2 protein-coding genes are annotated in these 22,967 nt (G+C 63.8%); both read right to left on the bottom strand.

Going from position 1 to position 22,967, the window contains the following annotated elements:
* Nucleotides 1-46: 46 nt before the first annotated feature.
* Nucleotides 47-11,821, bottom strand: a complete 11,775-nt coding sequence (locus BK658_RS24750) for a non-ribosomal peptide synthetase (protein WP_123584593.1) — start codon at nt 11,819-11,821, stop codon at nt 47-49.
* Nucleotides 11,821-22,872: a non-ribosomal peptide synthetase gene (locus BK658_RS24745; RefSeq protein WP_123584592.1), complete on the bottom strand. Its 11,052-nt coding sequence runs from the start codon at nt 22,870-22,872 to the stop codon at nt 11,821-11,823. The genes BK658_RS24750 and BK658_RS24745 overlap by 1 nt, the downstream gene beginning before the upstream one ends.
* Nucleotides 22,873-22,967: the final 95 nt, after the last annotated feature.

Genomic DNA, 22,967 nt, shown 5'->3' with positions numbered 1-22,967 from the left:
TCCAGAGACATAGGGATCAAAGGCCGGGCGCCAGGCCCGGCGGTTTTCAAGCGATTTCCAGCTGACGTTCGAGCAGTGCTTGCAGTTCATCGAGCAGATCAACGGTGCGCAGCAACTCGTAGTGCCCGCCCGTCAGTAGGCGGTCGGAGCCCTGGCTACCAACCTGCGCCGCGAACACCTCACGCTCCGCTTCACGTCCCGCGACCCACCAGCGATGACTGGCGACCCGGGTCGCCGGCAGCTCGCGTTGGCCCAGCGCCAATTGCTTGAGGCGCGAGCCGGTGGCGAAGATCTGCGTCAATTCGGTGGCCCCGAGTGCGGCGTGCCCGCGCTGATCCGGCGGCTGATGCAGGGCCGCTTCGATCACCCGTGCTGCGCCCTCGCGCTCCTCCAGTGCAGCGGCGTTTTGGTCAATCAGGGCCTGCGCTTCGGCGACCGGAAGCCCCAGTACAAATCTCAGGAAATCAGCCAGGTCTTCACGCCAATCACCCGGTTCGGCGACCCCGGCCACGTAGCTGTCGACCAGGCCGGCAAACGCGACCTGCTGACCCTGGGCTTCCAGTTCATGGGCGACCAACTGCGTCAGCGCACCGCCCAGCGACCAGCCCAGCAGCAGGTACGGACCGTTCGCCTGCTGCGTGCGAATGCGTTCGGCGTAGGCCTGAGCCATGGCGTGCAACGAACTGTCCTGCCAGTTCGGATCGAGCAGCATCCGGCATTGCAGGCCGTACACCGTGCGCTGACCTTCCAGCCGCCGCGCCAGCGGTTCGTAGTCGAATACCGTGCCGAAACCGGCGTGCAGACAGAACAACGCAGGGACTTCGGTGATTCGGCTGTTGAGTGCCAGCAGCGGATCCGGAGCGCTGTTCAATTGCGGCGGTTCATAACCGCAAAGTTCGGCGACGGAGGGTTTCTGCATCAGGTCGCGCAGCTTCAACTCGAAGCCCAGTTGTGGCTGGTTACGCACCCGCGAGATGACTTTGAGCACCTGCAAGGAGTCGCCACCGAGCTCGAAAAAGTTGTCGTCGATGCCCACCTGCGGCACACCCAACACCTCTTGCCAGATCGCCGTCAATGCCTGCTCCAGTTCATTGCGCGGCGCGCGGTAACCGCCCACCGCCCATTCCGGTTCCGGCAACCCGCGGCGATCGAGCTTGCCATTGGCCGACAACGGGAAACGCTCCAGCAGCACGATCCGCGCTGGCACCATGTAATCCGGCAGCTGCGCTTGCAGTTCAGCCTTGAGTCGACGGTCCATACCCGCCGCATCTGCGGCCACCACATAACCGACCAGTTGTTTACCGGTCAGCGTGTCGTGCACCACCACTGCGGCATCCTGTACACCGACGCACGCACGCAAACGGGCCTCGATTTCGCCCAGCTCGATGCGGAAACCACGGATCTTCACCTGCTGGTCGAGACGTCCCAGGTAGTCGATCAGCCCGCATTCACGCTGGCGCACCAGGTCACCGCTGCGGTACATGCGGCCACCGGCGTCGAACGGGTCCGGCACAAAGCGCTCGGCACTCATGCCGGGACGCTGGTGATAACCACGCGCCAGACATTCGCCGCCCAGATACAACTCGCCGCTCACGCCTACCGGCAATGGATTGAGGTCGGCGTCGAGCACGTACACACCGCGCCCGGCCACGCCGCGACCAATCGGCGCATAGGCCGCTTCACACTGCTCGCCGGCTTCGGCACGCCAGAGCAACGGCGTGACCACGGTTTCCGTCGGACCGTAGCCATTGACCAGCCTTTGCGGTCGCAGTGCGCGTTTGACCTGCTCGAAGCTGGCCTCGGGCACGGCGTCACCACCAAAGCAATACACCTGAACCGCCGGCGCAGTGCCCAGCCGTTCAGCGACCTCGGCCATCTGTTGCAGATAGGCCGGCGGGAAGCAGGCCACGGTCACCCCGTGGCGGTGCAGGACCTCGAGGGTCTGCTCCGGGGTCCACAGGTGGTCATCGCGAATCACCAGACTGCCGCCCGCCAACAACACACTGAGCCAACGCTCTTGGGCACCGTCGAAAGCAAACGACATGAAGTGCAGTTCGCGGCTTTGCGGTTGCAGTTCGTAGAGCTCGATAATCCCACGGCAATGCCGCGCAATCGGCCCTCGCGCCACGGCCACGCCCTTGGGTTGCCCGGTGGAGCCGGAGGTGTAAATCAGGTACGCCAGGTTTCCCGGCAGCGGCTGGGTGACAAGGCCCGGCTGACTGACATCCGCGTCTGCTGCTTGATCAAGCAGCAGGCGCGGCGGGCTGGCGGCCAGCGGCAGGCGCTTGCCCAGATCGCTGTCACAGAGCAACAGGCTGGCCGCCGAATCGCTGAGCATGTAGGCCAGGCGCTCGGCCGGGTAGGCCAGGTCCAGTGGCAGGTAGGCGGCGCCTGCCTTGAGCACCGCAAGGAAGGCGACGATGGTCCGTTCCGAGCGCGGCAAGGCCACCGCCACCAGGCTTTCCGGGCCCATACCGCAAGCGATCAATTGCACTGCCAGCGCAGCGGCCTGTGCATCGAGGTCGGCGTAGCTCAGCTCTCGATCGTCACACAACAATGCAGTTTTCTGCGGTTGCCGGCTGACGTGCTGATTGAAGGTGTGCAGCAGATCAGCCGAGTCCTGCGTCACCTGCGGCAGACTGATGCGTGCTTCGGGCAGGCCAATAGTGCCAAGCGGTCGCGCAGCATCCTCAGGCAACACCGCCAACAAGCCTTCGAGTTGCGCGCGGATTCGCTCGACATCGAGGTCGCTGAAGCGATCACGCAGGTACAGGTACTCGACTTCCAGCCCTTCTTCATTGGCGCTGACCATCAGGTCCATCGGGAAGTTGGTCACCCCGCCGCTGCCGACTTCGGCAAAGCGCAGTTCACCTTCTTCGCCCCCTTGCAACGCACGGTCCACCGGATGGTTTTCGAACACGATGATGCTGTCGAACAAACCCTGGCCACCCTGCCCGGCCCAGCGCTGAATGTCCGACAACGGCGTGTGTTCGAAGTCGCGCACCGCCAGGTTGTAATCCTGCAAGGCGCGCAACCAGTCGCCCAGTGGCTGTTGCGGGTCGAGCGTCTGAATCACCGGCAACGTATTGATGAACAGCCCGAGCATGTCCTCAGCCCCGACCAGCCCCGTCGGGCGCCCGGCCACCGTGGCGCCGAACGCCACGCTGCGCTGGCCGCTGTGGCGTTGCAACAACAGCAGCCAGGCGCCTTGCACCAGGGTGTTGAGGGTCACGCGTTGGCGTTTGGCAAAGGTGTGCAGCTTGCGCGTCGCGCTCGCGTCAAGGTTGCTGTACATCACACCGTGCCCGGAACCACCGGCGCCCGAGGCCTTGGCCAGAATGGTCGGGGCTTCAAGCAGGCCCAGACGCTCACGCCAGAAGCTTTCGGCCAGCGCGCCGTCCTGGCGTTTCAACCAACCGATGTAGTCGGCATAACGCCCGTTCAATGCCGGCAACGACTGATGGTGGTACAGGCGCAGCATGTCGCCCAGCAGGCGCGAGGCACTCCAGCCGTCGAGCAGCAAGTGATGGTAGATCCAGATCATCTGGTAACGCTCAGCCCCCAGACGAACCAGAATGAAGCGCATCAGCGGCGGGCAACTCAGGTCGAAACCACGGGCCTGCTCAGCGGCCGCCAGATTGATCAGCGCTTGCTCGGTGTCGTTGCGCTCGCGCCAGTCGAGTTCTTCGATGGGCAACTCGACGCTGGCAAACACCGCCTGCAGCGGATCGGCCAGGCCGTCACGCCAGCGAAACGCCGCACGCAGCACTTCATGCCGCTCGATCAGCGCCTGCCAGGCCGCCCGGAAGCGCGGGATCTGCAAGCCATCCACTGCCACGCTGAGCTGGTTGACGTACGGGTTGAGCTCCGGTGAATCAAGGCAGTGGAACAACATGCCCTGCTGCATCGGTGACAACGGATACAAATCCTGCAGCCCTTCGCGGGCGCCAAGGTCGACCTCGGGAATCAGCGCAAAGGCTGGCGTGCGCAGCACCTCCAGCAACGCCGGTTCGCGGCTGCTGGCCACCGCGGCCAACGCACGAATAGTCTGTTGCTCGAACAACTGCTTGGGCGTGAACGCCAACCCACGCTGACCGGCACGGCTCACTGCTTGCAGCGAGATGATCGAGTCACCGCCCAGTTCGAAAAAGTTTTCCGTGACGCCGACCGATGCCAACCCCAACAGCTCTTGCCAGATCTCCACCAACAACGCCTCGGCAGGTGTCGCCGCCGCGACCTGATCATGGCCCTCACGGCTGGCCTCGGGTGCCGGCAGGGCCTGGCGGTCGAGTTTGCCGTTAGGCGTCAGCGGCAACGCGGCCAGGCACAGCAGATGAGCCGGCAGCATGTGCGCCGGCAAACGGCTGCGCAGGTGCTGCATCAACGCGTCACGCAGTTGCCCTTCAGCGGCCAGCGGATCACGTGGCACCACATACCCCACCAGTTGCCGACTGGCCGGTCCTTCGCGGTCGATGACCAAGGATTCACGCACGTCTTCGTGCTCCAGCAGGCAGGCTTCGATCTCGCCCAATTCGATGCGGAAGCCGCGAATCTTCACTTGCTGGTCGATCCGTCCCAGGTATTGCACCACGCCGTCATCGCGCAGACAGGCCAGGTCGCCGCTGCGGTACAGCCGCGCGCCAGCCACGAATGGATCCGGTACGAAGCGCTCGGCGCTCAGGTCCGGGCGTTGATGATAACCGCGGGCAATGCCTTCGCCGCCCAGGTACAACTCACCCGCCACACCCACCGGCAACGGTTGCAGGCTGCTGTCCAGCACATACGCACTACGGTTGCCCACCGGACGACCGATCGGCAAGAACGCCGAATCGAATTGAGTGTCGGCGTAAGCACACCAAATCAGCGGGGTAATTACCGTCTCCGTCGGGCCATAGCCGTTGATGATGCGCGGCGGTTGCAGGACGCGCTGAACCTCGTCGAACGCGTGCTTGGGCATGCCCTCGCCGCCGACGGTGTACGAGCGAATCGGCAGCGCACGCCCGGCCTCGCCGATGTAGTCGGCCATCTGCAACAGGTAGCTTGGGGTAAAGCAGGCGATAGTGATGCCATGGCGTTCGATTTCGGCGCAGGTGCGTTCCACGCTCCACAACTCATCGTCACGCGGCATCAGCGCTGAACCGAACACCAGCGGCGTCAGCCAGCGTTCATGGGCGCCATCGAAGCTGATGGAAGCAAATTGCAGCTCGCGGTCTTGCGGGGTCATGCCGTACAGCTCGCCAATCGCCAGGCAATGCATGGCCAACGGCCCCTGAGCCACGCTGACGCCTTTCGGGCGCCCGGTGGAGCCGGAGGTGTAAATCAGGTACGCGAGGTTTTCGGCATGCGTCAGGTTTTCAGGGTTCGCCTCGGACCAGCGCTCCAGCCCTTCGCGGTCCAGTTCCAGCACCGGCAGACCTTCGGGCAACGGTAGCGAGTCACGCAACCACGACTGGCTGAGCAACAGCGCGATGCCGCTGTCCTCGATCAAAAAGCGCAAGCGCTCGGGCGGATACGCCGGGTCCAGCGGCACGTAGGCGCCGCCGGCCTTGAGGATCGCCAGCAGGCCGATGACCATCTCTGGCGAACGCTGCACCGCCAGGCCGACCCGAACTTCCGGGCCAATGCCCACTGCACGCAGGCGATGGGCCAGGCGATTGGCGCGACGATTGAGTTCGGCGTAGCTCAGTTGCAGCTCGCCGAAGATCAACGCCGTGGCCTCGGGCCGGGCAAACACCTGGGCTTCGATCAATTGATGCACGCACAAGCGGTTTTCGCGGGGGCCGAACGCCGGGTTCCACTCCCGCAGTTGCTGAGTACGCTCGGCTTCGGTCAGCAGGTCCAGCTCACCCAGTGCAGCCTGCGGCGCGGCAACCATGGCCAGCAGCAAACACTCGAGATGTTGACTCATCCGCGTAATCGCAGCGGCGCTGAAGTGGCTGCACTGGTAGCTCCAGGTCAGGCTCAGTTGCCCCTCGGCGATGGCCGCCAGCGTCAACGGGAAGTTGGTGCGCTCGTGGTTCTGCGGCAGCGAGAAACTCAAGCCGGACGGCGCGCCCTGTTGCAAGGCCTGGCTGATCGGGAAGTTCTCGAACACCACCAGGCTGTCGAACAGCGCTTCGCCCGTGCGCCCGGCCCAGCGCTGGATATCGCTCAACGCGGTGAACTCGTGCTCACGCAGTTCCAGGTTCTGCGCCTGCAAGCGCGTCAGCCACTGCTCGACCGTTTCGACCATGTCCGGGGTGCTGATGACCGGCAAGGTGTTGATGAACAGCCCGAGTTGGCTTTCGGCCCCTGGTAAATCCACGGGGCGCCCGGCCACGGTGGCGCCAAACGCCACGCTGCGTTGCCCGCTGTAGCGTTGCAACAACAGCGCCCAGGCGCCCTGGACCAGCGTATTCAAGGTCACTTTGTGCTGCCGGGCAAAGTCGCTGAAACGCTGGCTGGTGACGGCATCGAAGCGCTGATGATGGTCGGCAAACCCAGCGTTCGGCTGCTCGTCCCTTACGCCGATGGCCAGGCTCTGGGCCAACAGTGTCGGGCTGTCCAGCGCACTCAGCTGCTCGCGCCAGAAGGCTTCGTCCGCCTCGGCGTCCTGGCGTTGCAGCCAGCCGATGTAATCGGCAAAACGCCCGGTGGCGGCCTGCACCTGTTGGCCGGCATAGCGTTGCAGCACTTCACCCAACAGCAGTGCATTGCTCCAGCCGTCGAGCAACAAGTGATGATGGGTGTAAATCAGTTGCTGACGTTCATCGTCCAGGCGCACCAGGGTCAGGCGCATCAGCGGTGCCTTGGCTGGATCGAGCAACAGACGCTCGCTGTCGATCAATTGCGTCAGGGCTTGCGCTTGATCCACGCGACCACGCCAGTCCAGGCACGTCAGCGGCAGTTGCAGATGCCGATGAACCAACTGCACCGGCGCTTCATAACCCTGAGGGAAGTGGAAGCTGCTGCGCAGGATCGGATGCGCGTCGAGGACCGCCTGCCAGGCACACCCCAGACGCTGGGCATCAAGCCCGCGCACTTCGACGCTGAGCTGGTTGACGTACGACCCGGCCATGGGCTCGTACAGGCTGTGGAACAGCAGACCGCTTTGCATCGGGGACAACGGGTACAGGTCTTCGATCTGCGCCGGCGCCACCGGCAGTTCGTCAAGTTGCTGCTGACTCAGACGCGCCAGCGGGAAGTCGGCCGGCGTCACGCCACCGGCGCCGTTACTCAGGCAATGCGCAATCAGCGCCAGCAACTGGTCACGGAACTGCGCCGCAAGCATTTCGATTTCACCCCGGTCGAAGCATTCGCGGCTGAAGGTCCATTCCAGCTTCAGCTCACCGCCATAAACCTGACCGTCCACGGATAGCCAGTTCGGCAGTGGCGCGTCTTCGGACTGCGCGGCGCCGCTGGACTCGTGTGCCAGGGTGAACAACCCGTCGTCGGTAAAGCTCTGGTCAAACTGCCCCAGGTAGTTGAACGTAACCCGGGCTTGCGGCAATGCCGCCAGCGTCGCCTGCGCCGCCGGCGTGCCCAGGTAACGCAGCAGGCCGTAGCCCATGCCTTTGCCGGGCACTTCGCGCAGTTGTTGCTTGATCGCCTTGATCGAACCCGACAGATCGGCGCTCGGGGTCAATCGCACCGGGAACAGGCTGGAGAACCAGCCGACCGTACGGGTCAGGTCGATGTCCTCGAACAGTGCTTCGCGGCCATGGCCTTCAAGCTGAATCAACACTGACTCATGGCCGGTCCAGGCACTCAGCGTGCGCGCCAATGCGCTCAACAGCAGGTCGTTGACCTGCGTGCGATAGACCGCCGGCACCTGTTGCAACAGTTGCCTGGTGCGTTCACGGTCAAGACCGATGCTCACCGACTGACGATGCCGACCGGACTGGCTCGCACCGACCCTGGCCGTGGGTAGTTGCTCACTGCTATCGGCCAGGTGTTGCTGCCACCACGCCAGTTCATCGCTGGCAGCGCGAGTGTGCGCGTACGTCTCCAGCTTATTGGCCCAGGCCTGGAAGGAGCTGGTCTTGGGTGGCAAGTCGTGACCGGCATAAGCGGCCTGCAAATCCTCGAGCAACACGCGCCACGACACGCCGTCGACCGCCAGGTGATGGATCACCAGCAGCAGTCGTTGCGTGCCATCGGCCTGAGCAATCAGTGCCACCCGCAACAACGGCCCGTCGTGCAGGCTCAAGCTGCGCTGGGCCTCCTCGCAGACCGCCGCCAGCGACTCGTTGCTGCCCACCCGCGCCGTCCACAGCATGTCGGTGCCAGCCGCGGCATCGAGCGGCGCATAACGCGCCGACCAATGGCCATCCACCTGACTGAAGCGCAGACGCAGTGCGTCGTGCTGACTCAGCAAGCGTTGCAGCGCGCCTTGCAGACGGTGCAATTCGAGGGTTTCGCGCGGCACCAGCAACACCGCCTGATTCCAGTGCTGACGCTGGGGAATGGATTCATCGAAGAACCAGCGCTGGATCGGCGTCAGGCGTTGCGCACCGTCTACCGGACCTTGCTGCGCCAGCGGCGCGGCCTGTTGTTTGGCCACCGCCGCCAGCGCCTGCAAGGTCGGTTGTTGAAACAGGTCGCGGGGTTGCAGGTTCAGGCCGGCACGACGGGCACGGCTGACCACTTGAATCGAAATGATCGAGTCACCGCCCAGTTCGAAGAAGTTGTCCTGTCGCCCGACCTGCTCGACACCCAGCACTTGCTGCCAGATCTGCGCCAACCGCCGCTCGTGTTCGCTGTGCGGGGCTTCGAACGCTCGCTGGTTGGCCTGAGCGGTCGGTGCCGGCAAGCGTTTGCGATCAAGTTTGCCGTTGGGGCTCAGGGGCATCTGTGCCAGCAATACAGTCTGCGCCGGGACCATGTAGTCCGGCAGACTGCTGAGCAAATGCTGTTTGAGGCTTTCACGCCAGACCGTTTGCTGCTCGGCGTCCGCCGCCAGCAAGGCCCGATCCTGTGGCACCAGATACGCCACCAATTGCTTGCCGCTCGACACGTCCAGCGCCAGCACTAGCGCTTCCTGCACCCCGGCGTGCGCTTGCAGGCGCGCTTCGATCTCGCCGAGTTCGATACGCAAACCGCGAATTTTCACCTGATGGTCGATACGCCCGCAGTAGTCGATGGCGCCGTCGGCGCGGTAACGCGCCAGGTCACCGGTACGGTACAGCCGCTCGCCGCGGCCAAACGGGTCGACCACGAACCGCTCGGCAGTCAGCGCCGCCCGTGCGTGGTAACCGCGCGCCAGACCGATCCCGCCCAGGTACAACTCACCCACCGCGCCCAGCGGCAGCGGTTGCAGTTCGTCGTCGAGAATACAGGTGCGCAGATTGCCGATCGGCCGACCGATCGGCACGCTGTCGCGCCCCTCCTCCACGCACGTCCAGTGGGTCACGTCGATGGCCGCTTCAGTCGGGCCATACAAATTGTACAGGCCCGCCTGCGGCAGGCAGCGCAGGGTTTGCCGCGCCAGTTCGACCGGCAGCGCTTCACCGCTACAGATGATTCGTTGCAGCGAGGTGCAGCCCAGCGCCTCCTCGCTAGCGATGAACGCGGCGAGCATTGAAGGCACAAAGTGCAGCGTGGTGATTGCCTGTTCGACGATCAACGCCGCCAGCCGTTGCGGATCCCGGTGCTCGCCGGGTGCGGCAATTACCAGGGTTGCACCTTGCATCAAGGGCCAGAAAAATTCCCAGACCGACACATCGAAACTGAACGGGGTCTTTTGCAGCACCCGGTCCGAGGGCAGCAAACGATAAGCCTGCTGCATCCACGCCAGGCGGTTATGCAAGGCGACATGACGGTTACCCGCGCCTTTGGGTTTACCGGTGGAACCCGAGGTGTAGATCACGTAGGCGAGGTTTTCCGCGAGCGCGACGCTTGGCAAATCGTGATCCGGCAACGCGCTCAGCCAATCGGCATCGGCGTTCAGGCAAACACACTGCAAGTCGTCCGGGATCGGCAATGGGCCCAGCAGATGTTCCTGGGTCAACAGCAAGGCGATGCCGCTGTCGTCGATCATGTAGGCCAAACGTTCGCTCGGGTACTCCGGGTCCAACGGCACATAGGCCCCCCCGGCCTTGAGGATCGCCAACAGTCCGATGACCATTTCCAGCGAGCGCTCGCAGGCGATCCCCACCAACACCTCCGGCCCGACGCCTTGCGCGCGCAAGTGGTGGGCCAGGCGATTGGCCCGTCGGTTCAGCTCGGCATAGCTCAGTGTCTGGCCCTGGAACACCAGCGCCGTGGCCTCACCCACCATCGCGGCGTGTGCCTCGAAATGGCGCTGAACACAGACCTCACCGGGATAGACCTGCGAGGTGTCGTTGAGGTTTTCGAGGATCGCGTGACGTTCTTCAGCATCCAGCAGTGGCAGCTCGGCGAGGCTGCAATCGGGGTTGGCCAGCACACCGGCCAGCAGATTTCGCCAGTGCCGGGCCAGGCGCTCGATGCGCTCGGCATCAAACAGATCCGTGGCGTAGGTCAGGCTGGCAGCCAGTTGTTCGCCTTCCTCAAAGGTGTCCAGTTGCAGGTCGAACTGGGTGGTGTGCACCGACCCGTTCAAGCTCTGCACCCGCAGGCCGGCCAGCAGACTGTTTAACGCCGCAGGCCGGGATTGCTGGTGGTTGAACATCACCTGGAACAACGGGCTATGGCTCAGGCTGCGCTCACCTTGCAGCGCCTGCACCAGCCGTTCGAACGGCAGCTCCTGATGGGCCTGGGCATCCAGCGCCGCACCGCGTGTTTGCTCCAGCAGTCGGCTGAACGGCATGCGCCTGTCGAGCTCGGCGCGCATCACCTGGGTGTTGACGAAGAAGCCGATCAAGCCACGGGTTTCGCTACGATTACGGTTGGCAATCGGCACGCCAATGCGCAGGTCCGTCTGGCCACTGTAGCGATAGAGCAGCGCCTGGAAGCTCGCCAGCAACAACATGAACGGCGTGACCCCGCGTTGTTTCGCCAGGCTCATCAGCCCCGCAGCCAGCGTGGTGTCGAGGGCAAAATCCAGGCGGGCGCCACGCAGGCTCGGTTGTGCCGCACGGGCGCGGTCGGTGGGCAGCTCAAGCAGCGGTTGCTCATCGCCCAGGTAGCCACGCCACCAGTTCAACTGCCGCTGCAGTTCCCCGGCTTCCATCCAGCGGCGTTGCCAGGCGGCGTAGTCGCTGTACTGGATCGGCAACGCCGGCAGTTGCGCGGTCTGCCCCTGGCAATGCGCGGCATAGAGCTGCGAGAACTCATCGACCAACACGCCCATCGACCAGCCATCGGTGACGATGTGATGCAGGGTCAGCAGCAGCACATGTTCCTCGCTCGCCAACTGCAACAGGCTGACGCGTAACAGCGGGCCGTGCTGCAAATCGAACGGGCGGGCAATCTCGTGCTCGACCACAGCCATGGCACTGGCCATCCGCTGCGCCTCAGGCTCGTTACGCAGGTCGTGGCGCTGGATCGGCAATGGACTGACCGCCGCCACCTCCAGCAACACTCGACCATCGGCTTCGATGAAACGGCTGCGCAAGCTCTGATGACGCGCCAGCAACACATCGAAACTGTGTTGCAGCGCCTCGATATTCAGCGGCCCGTGCAACTGCAAAACAGCAGGAATGTGATAAGCCGCACTGTGCGGATCGAGCTGCCAGAGGAACCATTGACGCTGTTGTGCGTACGACAGCTCATGGCTCGTCAGAAATTGCGCGGCAGGCGGAATCGGTAATTGCCCGAAGCTGACCCCCTGCTCTTGCATACGCTCGAGAAACTCGCGGCGTTTGTCTGCGGCAAGGCCGGCAAAACGGGTAGCGATACGCCAGGCAGTAGAGTGTTCCATCAGTTGATCTCCATCTCGTCGAGAAGCGACTCAAGCGCCTCCAGACGTGCATCGTTGTCAGTCGGAGCCTGTAACCCGGCCAGGGCGGCGTAAGCCTGAAGGTCGCTGGATTCGAACAGGGCCCGCAGCCCCAGCTCGATACCCAGTTCCAGTTCCACGCGGGCACTGGCTTGGGCGGCGAGCAGGGAATGCCCACCGAGTTCGAAAAAGTTGTCGCGCCGGCCGATCTGCGCCACGCCGAGCACGCTGGCCCAGATCGCCGCCAGTTGCTGTTCCAGTTGACCTTCAGGAGCTTCGAACGGACGTTGCCAGTCGTGTGCATCGGGGGGCGGCAGCGCCTTGCGGTCGAGCTTGCCGTTACCGGTCAACGGCAAGGCATCAAGCAGCAACCAATGGCTGGGCAGCATGTAGTCCGGCAGGTCGACCTTGAGCGCGGCACGTAGCTCATCGCGCCAGGCGATCGGCTCAAGCGGCGCCTGCTCGGCCACCAGATAGGCACACAACTGCGGCCCACTGGCGCTCGAATACACGCTCAACACCGCCTCGCGCACACCCGGTTGCGCCAGCAGCGCGGCCTCGATCTCCCCCAACTCGATGCGGAACCCGCGAATCTTCACTTGCTGGTCGATCCGCCCCAGGTAATCGATGCTGCCGTCGGCGCGCTGGCGTGCCAGATCCCCGCTGCGGTACAGCCGCTGCGCGGCGTCGAACGGGCTCGGCACAAAGCGTTCGGCCGTCAGCCCGAAGCGCCCGTGATAGCCGCGCGCCAGACCCGCCCCGGCGATGTACAACTCACCGGCGACACCTGTGGGAACCGGTTGCAACTGACTGTCGAGCAAGTACCAGCGCAGGTCGCTGATTGGCAGGCCAATCGGGCTTTGCGCCTTCGCTTCAAGATCGGCCATGCTCAGCGCGCGATAGGTCACGTGCACCGTGGTTTCCGTGATGCCATACATGTTGACCAAGGTCGGTTGGCGATCACCGAAGCGTTCGAACCATGGGCGCAGGCTGGCCACCTCCAGCGCCTCGCCACCAAAAATCACCTGACGCAGCGCCAGCGGTCGCTCACTGGCACAGGCCACCGGGAGCAGTTGACGGAACGCACTCGGCGTCTGGTTGAGCACCGTCACGCCCTCATCGCACAACAGTTGATGAAAGGCTTGCGGCTCACGGCTGAGGTAATACGGCACGATCACCAGACGCCCGCCGGTGCACAGCGAGCCAAACAGCTCCCACACCGAAAAGTCGAAGGCGTACGAGTGAAACAGCGTCCAGACATCCCGGGAATCGAAGGCAAACTCGCGGGCCGTGGCGCTGAGCAGACGGCTGACATTGCCGTGACTGAGCAACGCGCCCTTGGGCCGACCGGTGGAGCCCGAGGTGTAAATCACATAGGCCAGCTGCTCGGCAGTGGCCAGCGGCGGCAGGTTGTCGGCGCGGTAATCGTCCAGTGCCAAACGCTCAAGACTCAGCCGCGTCAGCCCCTCGCGCGCCGGTAAACCGTCGAGCAAATGCTCCTGGGTCAGCAACAGCGAGATGCCGCTGTCGTCGATCATGTAGCTCAGGCGCTCGCTCGGGTACTGCGAGTCCAGCGGCACGTAAGCCCCACCGGCCTTGAGGATCGCCAGCACCCCGACCACCAGAGGCATCGCCCGCTCGGTGGCGATGCCGACCCGCACTTCAGGCCCCACGTCGTGCTCACGCAGCAGATTGGCCAAGCGGTTTGCCTGGGCATTCAATGCGCCGTAGCTCAGGCGTTCACCCCGGTACACCAGCGCAACGGCATCCGGTTGCAGCGCCGCCTGAACTTCGAACAACTGATGCAGGGTCGGCGTTGCCGGTTGAGCCTGGAACCCCGGGTTCCATTGCCCGATCAGTGCGTCACGTTGTGCCTGTGTCAACAACGGCAGTTCGGCGACCCGCTGTTGCGGGTCCTCAACCACCGCGCGCAACACACTCAGCCACTGCTCGGCCAGACGCTCGATGGAGCCGGCGTCGTACACGTCCGTGGCGTAGGTCAGGCTCGCCTGCAACCCTTGGTCCTGTTCCTGGGTATCGAGCACCAGATCGAATTGCGTGGTCTGTTGCTGCCACTGCATACGCTCGATGCGCACCCCCGACACCTCACGTTCGAGACTGGCGCCCAGCTGTTGCTGATGGTTGAACAACACCTGGAATAATGGGCTGTGGCTCAGGCTGCGCTCGGGCTGCAAGGCGTCGACCAATTGCTCAAACGGCAAATCCTGATGCGCCTGCGCCCCCAGCGCGGCCTGTTTGACCTGTTGCAGCAATACGCTGAACGGTTGCTGACCGTCGATCTCGGCGCGCATCACTTGGGTGTTGATGAAGAAGCCGATCAGGCCTTCGGTTTCCAATGGCGCACGCCCGGCATTCGGCACGCCGACACAAATGTTCGACTGCCCGCTCAGACGGTGCAGCAAGGTCTGGAAGCTCGCCAGCAACAGCATGAACAAGGTCACCTGTTGCTGTTGAGCACAATCGCGCAAAGCATTGAGCAAGGCGCGGTCAATGTTCAACGCCAGGCTGGCACCGCGCTCGCTGCGGCGCGCACCACGGATCAGTTCGCTGGGCAATTGCAGCGGAGCGTGCTGCTCACCCAATTGATCGCGCCACCAGGCCAGCTGTCGCGCACCCTCCCCGGCCTCCAGCCAGTCACGCTGCCAGCGGGCGTAGTCGATGTAACTCACTGGCAAAGGCGCCAGCGTGGCGGCGCGACCTTCGACCTGCGCCTGATACAGCGCACTGAACTCATCGACCATCACTTGCATCGACCAGCCGTCGGCGGCGATGTGATGAACGGTGAGCACCAGCACCTGCTCCTGGGGCGCGACGTGCAACAGCAATACCCGCCACAACGGACCATGCCGCAAATCGAACGGCCGGGCGATTTCCTCGGCCACGGCCTGATCGATCGACGCCTGCGACGAACCGTCCAGCTGCCGTTCCTGCCACTGCAAGCCGAGCTCGGCATGCACCCGTGGACGGGCCTGCTGACCGTCCTGTTCGAAGGTGGTGCGCAGGGTTTCATGGCGGTTTTGCAGTTGCACGAAACTCTCGCGCAGGGCCGCAAGGTTCAATGGCCCGTTAAGGCGCAGCGCGGCGGGAATGTTGTAGGCGGCGCTGTGCGGGTCGAGCTGCCAGAGGATCCATTGGCGTTGCTGGGCATAAGACAAGACAGGCAACTGATCGGCCGACGCCGGGCGCAACAGCGGTCGCACGGAACCGGCGGCACCGGCTGCACTGGCGGCGAAAGCGGCCAGCGTGGCGGCGGAAAACAGGCTGTTCACCGACAGCTCAAGGTCCAATTGCTGACGCGCCCGGGAGATCACCTGAAGCACCAGCAGCGAGTGGCCGCCCAGTTCGAAGAAGTTATCCTCGCGACCGACCCGCTCGACCTGCAACACCGCCTGCCAGATTGCTGCCAGCTGCGACTCCAGGCCCGCAAGCGGCGCCACGAAAGTGCGCGGCACATCAGCCGCCCCGGCCGCTGGCAATGCCTGGCGATCGAGTTTGCCATTGTTGTTCAGCGGCAAACCGGCCAGCAACACCAGATGCGCCGGCACCATGTACTCAGGCAAGGTCTGACGCAGCGCGACCTTGAGTTGCTCGCAGTACTGCGCCGCAGCCCGCTCATCAGCCAGCAACCGCGCCGAATCATTGGCCACCACATAGGCCACCAATTGCGCGCCGTTGGCCGTATGCCGAGCAATCACCGCCGCCTCGCGGACCTGATCCATGGCTTGCAGGCAGGCTTCGATCTCACCCATTTCAACGCGAAAACCGCGAATCTTCACTTGATGGTCGATACGCCCGACGTATTCCAGTTCGCCAGCCGCGTTGTAACGGGCCAGGTCGCCGCTGCGATACAGACGCGCCCCCGGCTCACGGGCAAACGGGTCCGGCAGGAAGCGTTCGGCGGTCAGACCCGGACGCTCGAAATAACCTTGAGCCAGGCACGTCGATGCACCGATGCACAGCTCGCCGACGCCACCGGACGGCAGCAGATTACCCGCCGCGTCGAGCACGTACAGCGCGCGCCCGGCAATTGCCCGACCGATCGGTACGCCGAACGCATCGCTGGCATCCGGCAAACGGCACTGATGCACGCTGGACACCACCGTCGCCTCGGTCGGCCCGTAGGTGTTGAGCAAGCGGATCGCGCCAAGCCCGGCTGCGTGCCACAACCGCAGGCCTTCGACCGACATCGCTTCGCCGCCCACGTGCACCTGGCGCAAGTTCCCCAGCGTGCGTTTCGCGCCCGTCGCGCACTCGCGGGCGAGCAAATACCAATAGGCCGCCGGCAAGTCGGCCAGGGTTATGTTCTGACGGACGATTTCGCGGGTCAGTCGATCAACATCCCACAGTTCATCACCGCGCATCACCAGCGCAGCCCCCACGCACAGCGGCGGGTAGCACTGCTCGACAAAGCCGTCGAAGCTGAAGGTTGCGAACTGCAACACGCGGTCCTCGGCGGTCAGTGCCGAATAGTCGGCCGCGCTGTGGCAGAACTCGCGCAAGGCGCCGTGAGTGATCGCCACGCCCTTGGGCTGGCCAGTGGAACCGGAGGTGTAAATGACGTACGCCAGGTCTTCGCTATGCACATGGGAAAGCGGATCGCTGTCGGGGTAGTTCACCAGTTCAGCAACCAGCGCTCCCAGGCTCAGCCGGTTGAGCTGCGCCGGCAGGCTCAACGCCTCCAGCAAACCGTCCTCGCACAGCAGCAGGTCGAGACGGCTGTCGTCGATCATGTACCTCAGACGCTCCGCCGGGTAGGCCGGATCCAGTGGCACGTACGCGGCACCGCTTTTCAGCACGGCCAGCAGGCTGACCAACAGCTGCGGACCACGGCGGACAGCGAGCCCCACCCGTTGACCTGGCGCGACACCGCCGGCCATCAAGCGATGCGCCAAGCGATTGGCCTGGCCGTTCAGCTGGCCGTAGCTCAGGACCTGTTCGTCCACCTGCAGGGCCAGCGCCGCTGGGGTGGCGGCCGCTTGAACAGCGATTTGCTGATGCGCAAACAGTCGGGTTTTCAGCGTGGGCGCGGCGGATTGGCTGAAGCTGAGCACGGCGCTTCGTCCCGCCTCGTCGAGCAACTCGAGTGCGCCCAGATGCGCGTCCGGCAGCGCAACTATTTGCTCCAGCAAGTGCTGCACATTGGCACTCAACCCGGCGACCTGAGCGGCGCTGAAGCGCGCCGCGTCGTAGCTGAACTCAAGGTTCAGGCAGGCGCCCAACTCGATGCCCAGGGTCAACGGATAGTGGGTACGTTCATGGTTATGCAGTGCGCCAAACGACAGTCCGGCTGGCGCACCTTGCTTGAGGGCCTCGGCCACCGGGAAGTTTTCGAACACCAACAGGCTGTCGAACAGCGCCGTGCCCTGCTGGCCGGCCCAGGTCTGAATGTCGTAGAGCGGCACATGCTCGTACTCGCGCAGACTCAGGTTCAGGGCCTGCAAGTCGCCCAGCCATTGGCTCACCGGTTGACCCGGCGAGGCGGTGCAAATGATCGGCAAGGTGTTGATGAACAACCCCAGTTGCTGCTCGATGCCCGGCAATGGCGCCGAACGCCCGGCGACCGTGGCACCGAACGCCACGCAGTCCTGGCCGGTATAGCGTTGCAGCAACAGACTCCAGGCGCCCTGGAACAACGTGTTGAGGGTGACTTTGTGCTGGCGCGCGCACTCGATCAGACGTTGTGTCGCAGCCTCATCGAACAGCTGTCGATGGGCCGAATAGCCCTGAGTACCGACCGGTGGACGCAGCGCTTCAGCCAACAGCGTCGGCGCCTCAAGCTTGACCAGTGCGTCTTTCCAGAACCGCTCGCCCGCCGTCACCGATTGCTGCTGCAACCACGCCAGGTAATCGCGGTATTGGCCGGGCACCGCGCTCAGCGACTGCCCGGCATAGTGCTGGATGACTTCGGCGAGCAACTGCGCATTGCTCCAGCCGTCCATCAGAATGTGGTGGCTGGTGTAAATCAGGTGCCAGGCATCCGCCCCCGTGCGCAGCAGTTGCAGGCGCAACAACGGCGCCGCGTTCAGTTCAAAGCCTTGCGCACGCTCGGCATCCGCCCGTGCATCAAGGTCCGTAACCTCAGACTCAAGCACCTGCAACGGCAACTCGACCTGGCGCTGGATCACCTGATGCGCGGTTTCCAGCCCTTGCCAATGAACGCTACTGCGCAAAATGTCGTGGCGGCTCAACGCGGCCTGCCAGGCCTCTTTGAACTTTTGCACGTCGAGGCCCTGGATATCCAGACGCAACTGGCTGATGTACGCCGCCGCCTCGGGCTCATGCACGGTGTGAAAAAGCATGCCCTGTTGCATGGGCGACAATGGGTAAATGTCCTCGATCAGTTGCGCTGCAACCGGCAGTGAATCGAGTTGCGCCTGAGTGATCCGCGCGACCGGGAAGTCCGACGGGGTGGCCTGACCGGCTGGCGTCAGGCAGCAGTGTTCGATCAGCGCCTTGAGTTCCGCCGCGCAGTCATCGGCCAGACGCTGGATGGTCGCGCTGTCGAACATCTCGCGACTGAAGCCCCAGCTCAGGGACAACTCACCGTTGTAGACCTGGCCTTCCACGGTCAGCCAGTTGCCCAGCGGCGTACGCTCATGCTGCGCTGCACCGCAGCCTTCGCTGGACGGCGCGAACAGCGCGGCTTCATCGAATTGCCGGTCGAACTGGCCGAGGTAGTTAAAGGTGATGCGCGGCTGCGGCAATGCCGCCAGTTGCGCGCCAACCTGCGGCCCGGCCAGGTAACGCAGCACGCCATAACCCAGGCCTTTGTCCGGCACGGCGCGCAGTTGCTCCTTGATGGTTTTGATCGAGGTCGACAGCTCGGCACTCGGTGTCAGGTTGACCGGGAACAGGCTGGTGAACCAGCCGACCGTACGGGTCAGGTCGATGTCATCGAACAGGTCTTCGCGGCCGTGGCCTTCGAGCTGGATCAGCGCACTGCCCTGTCCGGTCCAGCGGCAAACGCTGCGCGCCAGGGCGGTCAGCAGCAGGTCGTTGACCTGGGTGCGATAGGCCGCCGGGGCCTGTTGCAGCAGTTTGCGGGTGTGTCCGGCATCGAGCTTGAGTTCGACTTTCTGCTCGAAGCGGTTTTCCAGTGCGCCGTCTGCACGGTCGCAGGGCAGCTCGCCAATCGGCGCGTCGTTGAGCTGGGTTGTCCAGTAATCCAGCGTGTTCAGAAACGCTGGAACCTGTTCCTGCAAGCGCACGCTCCAGGCTTGATAGCTGCTGGACCGGGGCAATGCGTTGAGCGCTAAACCGTCGCGCTGCTGACGGTAAAACTGCTGCAAATCTTCCAGCAGGATCCGCCATGACACACCGTCCACCACCAGATGGTGAATGACCAGCAACAGCCGCTGCGTACCGTCGGTCATGTCGACCAGCAACGCGCGCAACAGCGGGCCGTTATTCAAGTCGAGGCTGCGCTGGGCCTCATTGCACAAGGCAGTCATCTCGTGCAGCGACAGCGCCTGACGCTGCCACAGCACCGACACGCTCGAGGGTGCGGCAAAGGCCTGCTGCCACGCGCCATCGGTGGCCTGATAACGCAGGCGCAAACCGTCGTGATGGTTGAGCAATTGATGCAGGGCGCGGTCAAGCGCTTCGGCGTCCAGCGTCTGCCGCGCAACCAGCAACAGCGACTGGTTCCAGTGCTGACGTTCGGGGATGGCCTGTTCGAAAAACCACTGCTGCACCGGCGTCAGGGCTACCGCGCCGGTGGCCGGGCCTTGCCCGATCAGGTTCTGTTCGGCGCTACGGGCCACATGGGCGAGGCTGCGGATAGTCTGGTGTTGAAACAGCTCTTTGGGACTCAGCAGGATCCCGGCCTGACGGGCGCGGCTGACCACTTGCATGGACACGATCGAGTCGCCGCCCAATTCAAAGAAGTTGTCTTCAAGACCCACGTTGTCGACGGCCAGCACCTCCTGCCAGATCGCCACCAGGCTTTTCTCCAGCGCACTGCGAGGGGCCACGTGCTCACGCAACGGTTGGCAAGCGTCAACCGTCGGCAGCGCCTTGCGGTCGAGTTTGCCGTTAGGGGTCAGCGGCAACTGCACAAGGAACACCACGTGTGCCGGCACCATGTAGTCCGGCAAATGGTCGCGCAGCGTGCTCTTGAGAGATTCGCGCACTGCGGACTGCGCCTCGGCATCGGCTGGCGGCACACTCGGCACGATATACGCGACCAGTTGCTGGCCGCTGGCGCCTTCCTGGGCCAGCACTGCCACTTCACGCACGCTGGCTTGCTGCAACAGCCGCGCTTCGATTTCGCCCAGTTCGATTCGAAAGCCACGCACCTTGACTTGATGGTCGATGCGCCCGACGTATTCGAGCACGCCATCGGCCCGGTAACGGGTCAGGTCGCCTGTGCGGTAAAGGCGCTCTCCGTGACCGGCAAACGGGTTCGGCAGATACTTTTCGGCGGTCATGCCCGGGCGCGCCAGATACCCGCGGGAGATGCCAGCGCCCGCCAGGTACAGCTCGGCACATACGCCTTGCGGCACAGGTTGCAGGTCGGCATCGAGCAGGTAGCTGGCGGTATGCCGGATCGGCCGGCCGATGCTGGCTTTAGCGCCCGCCTCGCGACGGGTGCAGGTCGAATAGGTGGTGTCTTCCGACGGCCCGTAAAGGTCGTAGACATGCTCGACCGTCGGCTGCTGGTACAGCGATTCCACCAGGCTCTGTTTCAGCGGTTCACCCGCCAGGTTGATGATGCGCACGCTCGGCGGAATCTGCCCGGCACGCTGCAACGCGGCAATCGCCGACGGCACCGTATTGATCAACCGCACTTGGTCGCGCGCCGGCAACTGCGGCAACTCCAGCGCATTGCGCGCAATGATCAGCGAGCCGCCGCCGGCCAGGGTGACGAACAGCTCCCATACCGACAGGTCGAAACACACCGACGTCGAGGCCAGTACCCCTTGAATATCCTCGCGGCCATAGAGCTGCTGCGACCAATCGATCAGCGCCAGCACGTTGCGATGAGCAATCGCCACACCCTTGGGTTTACCGGTCGAACCGGAGGTGTAAATCACATAAGCCAGGTTGTCCGGGGTGACCGCAGTGACCGGTGCACTACGCGGGTAATCACCGAGCCACTGCCGGGCCTGTTCCATCAACACCACGTGGGTCGAGTCGGTGAGTGGCAGCGTGGCCGCCACCGCCGCCTCGGTCAGCAGCACTTTGGCGCGGCTGTCTTCAAGCATGTAGGCAAGCCGTTCGGCGGGGTAATCCGGGTCCAGCGGCACGTAGGCGCCACCCGCCTTGAGCACCGCCAGCAAGGCCACCAGCAGATCGTCAGAACGCTGCATCGCCACGCCGACCCGCACTTCCGGACCAACACCCAGCGCGATCAATCGGTGAGCCAACGGGTTGGCACGTGCCTCCAGTTGCGCGTACGTCAGTCGGGTTTCACCGAAGGTCACCGCCAGCGCTTCAGGCATCGCCGCTGCCTGCTTCGCGATCAGTTGATGAATGCAGTGCGCCTGATCGAAGCCTGCGCCGGGCTGATTCCAGTCATACACGATGCGTTGGTATTCGGCAGCGTCGAGTAGCGGCAGAGCACTGATGCGTTGCTGCGAATCGCTGACGATCCCCTGCAACAGCCGGGTCCAGTGTTGCGCCATGCGCTCGATGGTCGACGCGTCAAACAGGTCGTTGGCGTAGGTCAGCGCGGCGCACAACGTGCCGCCCTGCTCATAGGTGTCGAGAGTCAGGTCAAACTGGGTGGTACGGCTTTGCCAGTCAATCGAACTCAGCTGCAGACCGGACGCGGTGGTGACCGTGGAAATGTCGGCGACCTGCGGCTGGTGGTTGTACATCACCTGGAACAGCGGCGTGTGGCTCAGGCTGCGCTCCAGCTTCAAGGCTTCGACCAGACGCTCGAACGGCAAGTCCTGATGCGCCTGGGCGCCGAGCGCGGCGTCCTTGATATCGCGCAGCAGATCGGCAACGCGGGTCTGGCCATCCAATTGGGTGCGCAGCACCTGGGTGTTGACGAAGAAGCCAATCAGGCCTTCGATTTCCGAGCGGTTGCGGTTGGCAATCGGCACGCCGACCCGAATGTCGTTCTGCCCGGTATAGCGATGCAGCAGCACGTTGAATGCGCCCAGCAACAGCATGAACAGGGTGATGCTGTGTTGTTGCGCAGTGCTACGCAGCTGCTCGGCCAACTTGCTGCTCACCGCGAACTCATAGCGGGTGCCGCGATAGCTCGGCATGGCCGGGCGCGAGTGATCGGTCGGCAACTCCAGCACCGGATGCTCATCGCCCAGGCACGCCTGCCAGTACTCCAGCTGCCGCGCCTGCTCCCCCGCCTCCAGCCAGCGGCGTTGCCACAACGCATAGTCGCTGTACTGAATCGGTAACGCCGGCAATTGCGGCGATTCGCCCGAATCATGGGCGTCGTAGCAGCGGATGAACTCGTCGATCAATACGTTCATCGACCAGCCATCGGAGACGATGTGGTGCAAGGTCAGCAACAAGACGTGCTCTTGCGCATCGAGCGTGAGCAGCTTGACCCGCAGCAACGGCCCGTGTGCCAGATCGAACGGCAGCAGCGCTTGCTGCTCGGCTTCATCGACCACCGACTGTTCACGCAAGGCGCTCGGCAAGTCGCTGAGATCAAGTTGCTCGATGACCAGCGGCGCGGTCAACGCCACTTGTTGCAGGCGCTCATCGGCCTGCTGCCGGAACACCGTGCGCAAGGTTTCGTGGCGTGCCACCAGACTGGCAAAGGCCCGCTCGACCGCTGCTGCATTCAAGCGCCCGTTGAGCCGCACTGCGCCCGGCAAATTGTAGGCGCCGCTGTGCGGGTCCAGTTGCCAGAGAAACCACATGCGCTGCTGCGCGTAAGACAGCGTTTGCCGATCATCGGCCTCGACACCCGCAGGAATCGGCAACCGGGAAAAATCCACGCCCTCCTTGTTCAAAGCCGCGAGAAACAGCTGGCGTTTCTCCAGGGGTAACCCGATAAACCGGCAAGCGAGTTTCAAGGCGTCATCAGCATTCATTTCTAAGCATCCGGATCAATAGGCAGGAAGCACAAAGGCACGTCGTCCCTATAAAACGAATGCAGACCGGAAAAATTAGCGAATGAGAACAGCTG

The organism is Pseudomonas brassicacearum, assembly GCF_003732175.1.
Lineage (GTDB): Bacteria > Pseudomonadota > Gammaproteobacteria > Pseudomonadales > Pseudomonadaceae > Aquipseudomonas > Aquipseudomonas brassicacearum_G.
Note: the sequence above shows the minus strand (reverse complement) of the source record. Positions and strands in the feature narration are given on the sequence as shown.

Excerpts from the sequence above, each read along its gene's own strand:
- BK658_RS24750 (WP_123584593.1), bottom strand. The coding sequence starts at position 11,821 with ATGGAACACTCTACTGCCTGGCGTATCGCTACCCGTTTTGCCGGCCTT.
- BK658_RS24745 (WP_123584592.1), bottom strand. The coding sequence starts at position 22,872 with ATGAATGCTGATGACGCCTTGAAACTCGCTTGCCGGTTTATCGGGTTA.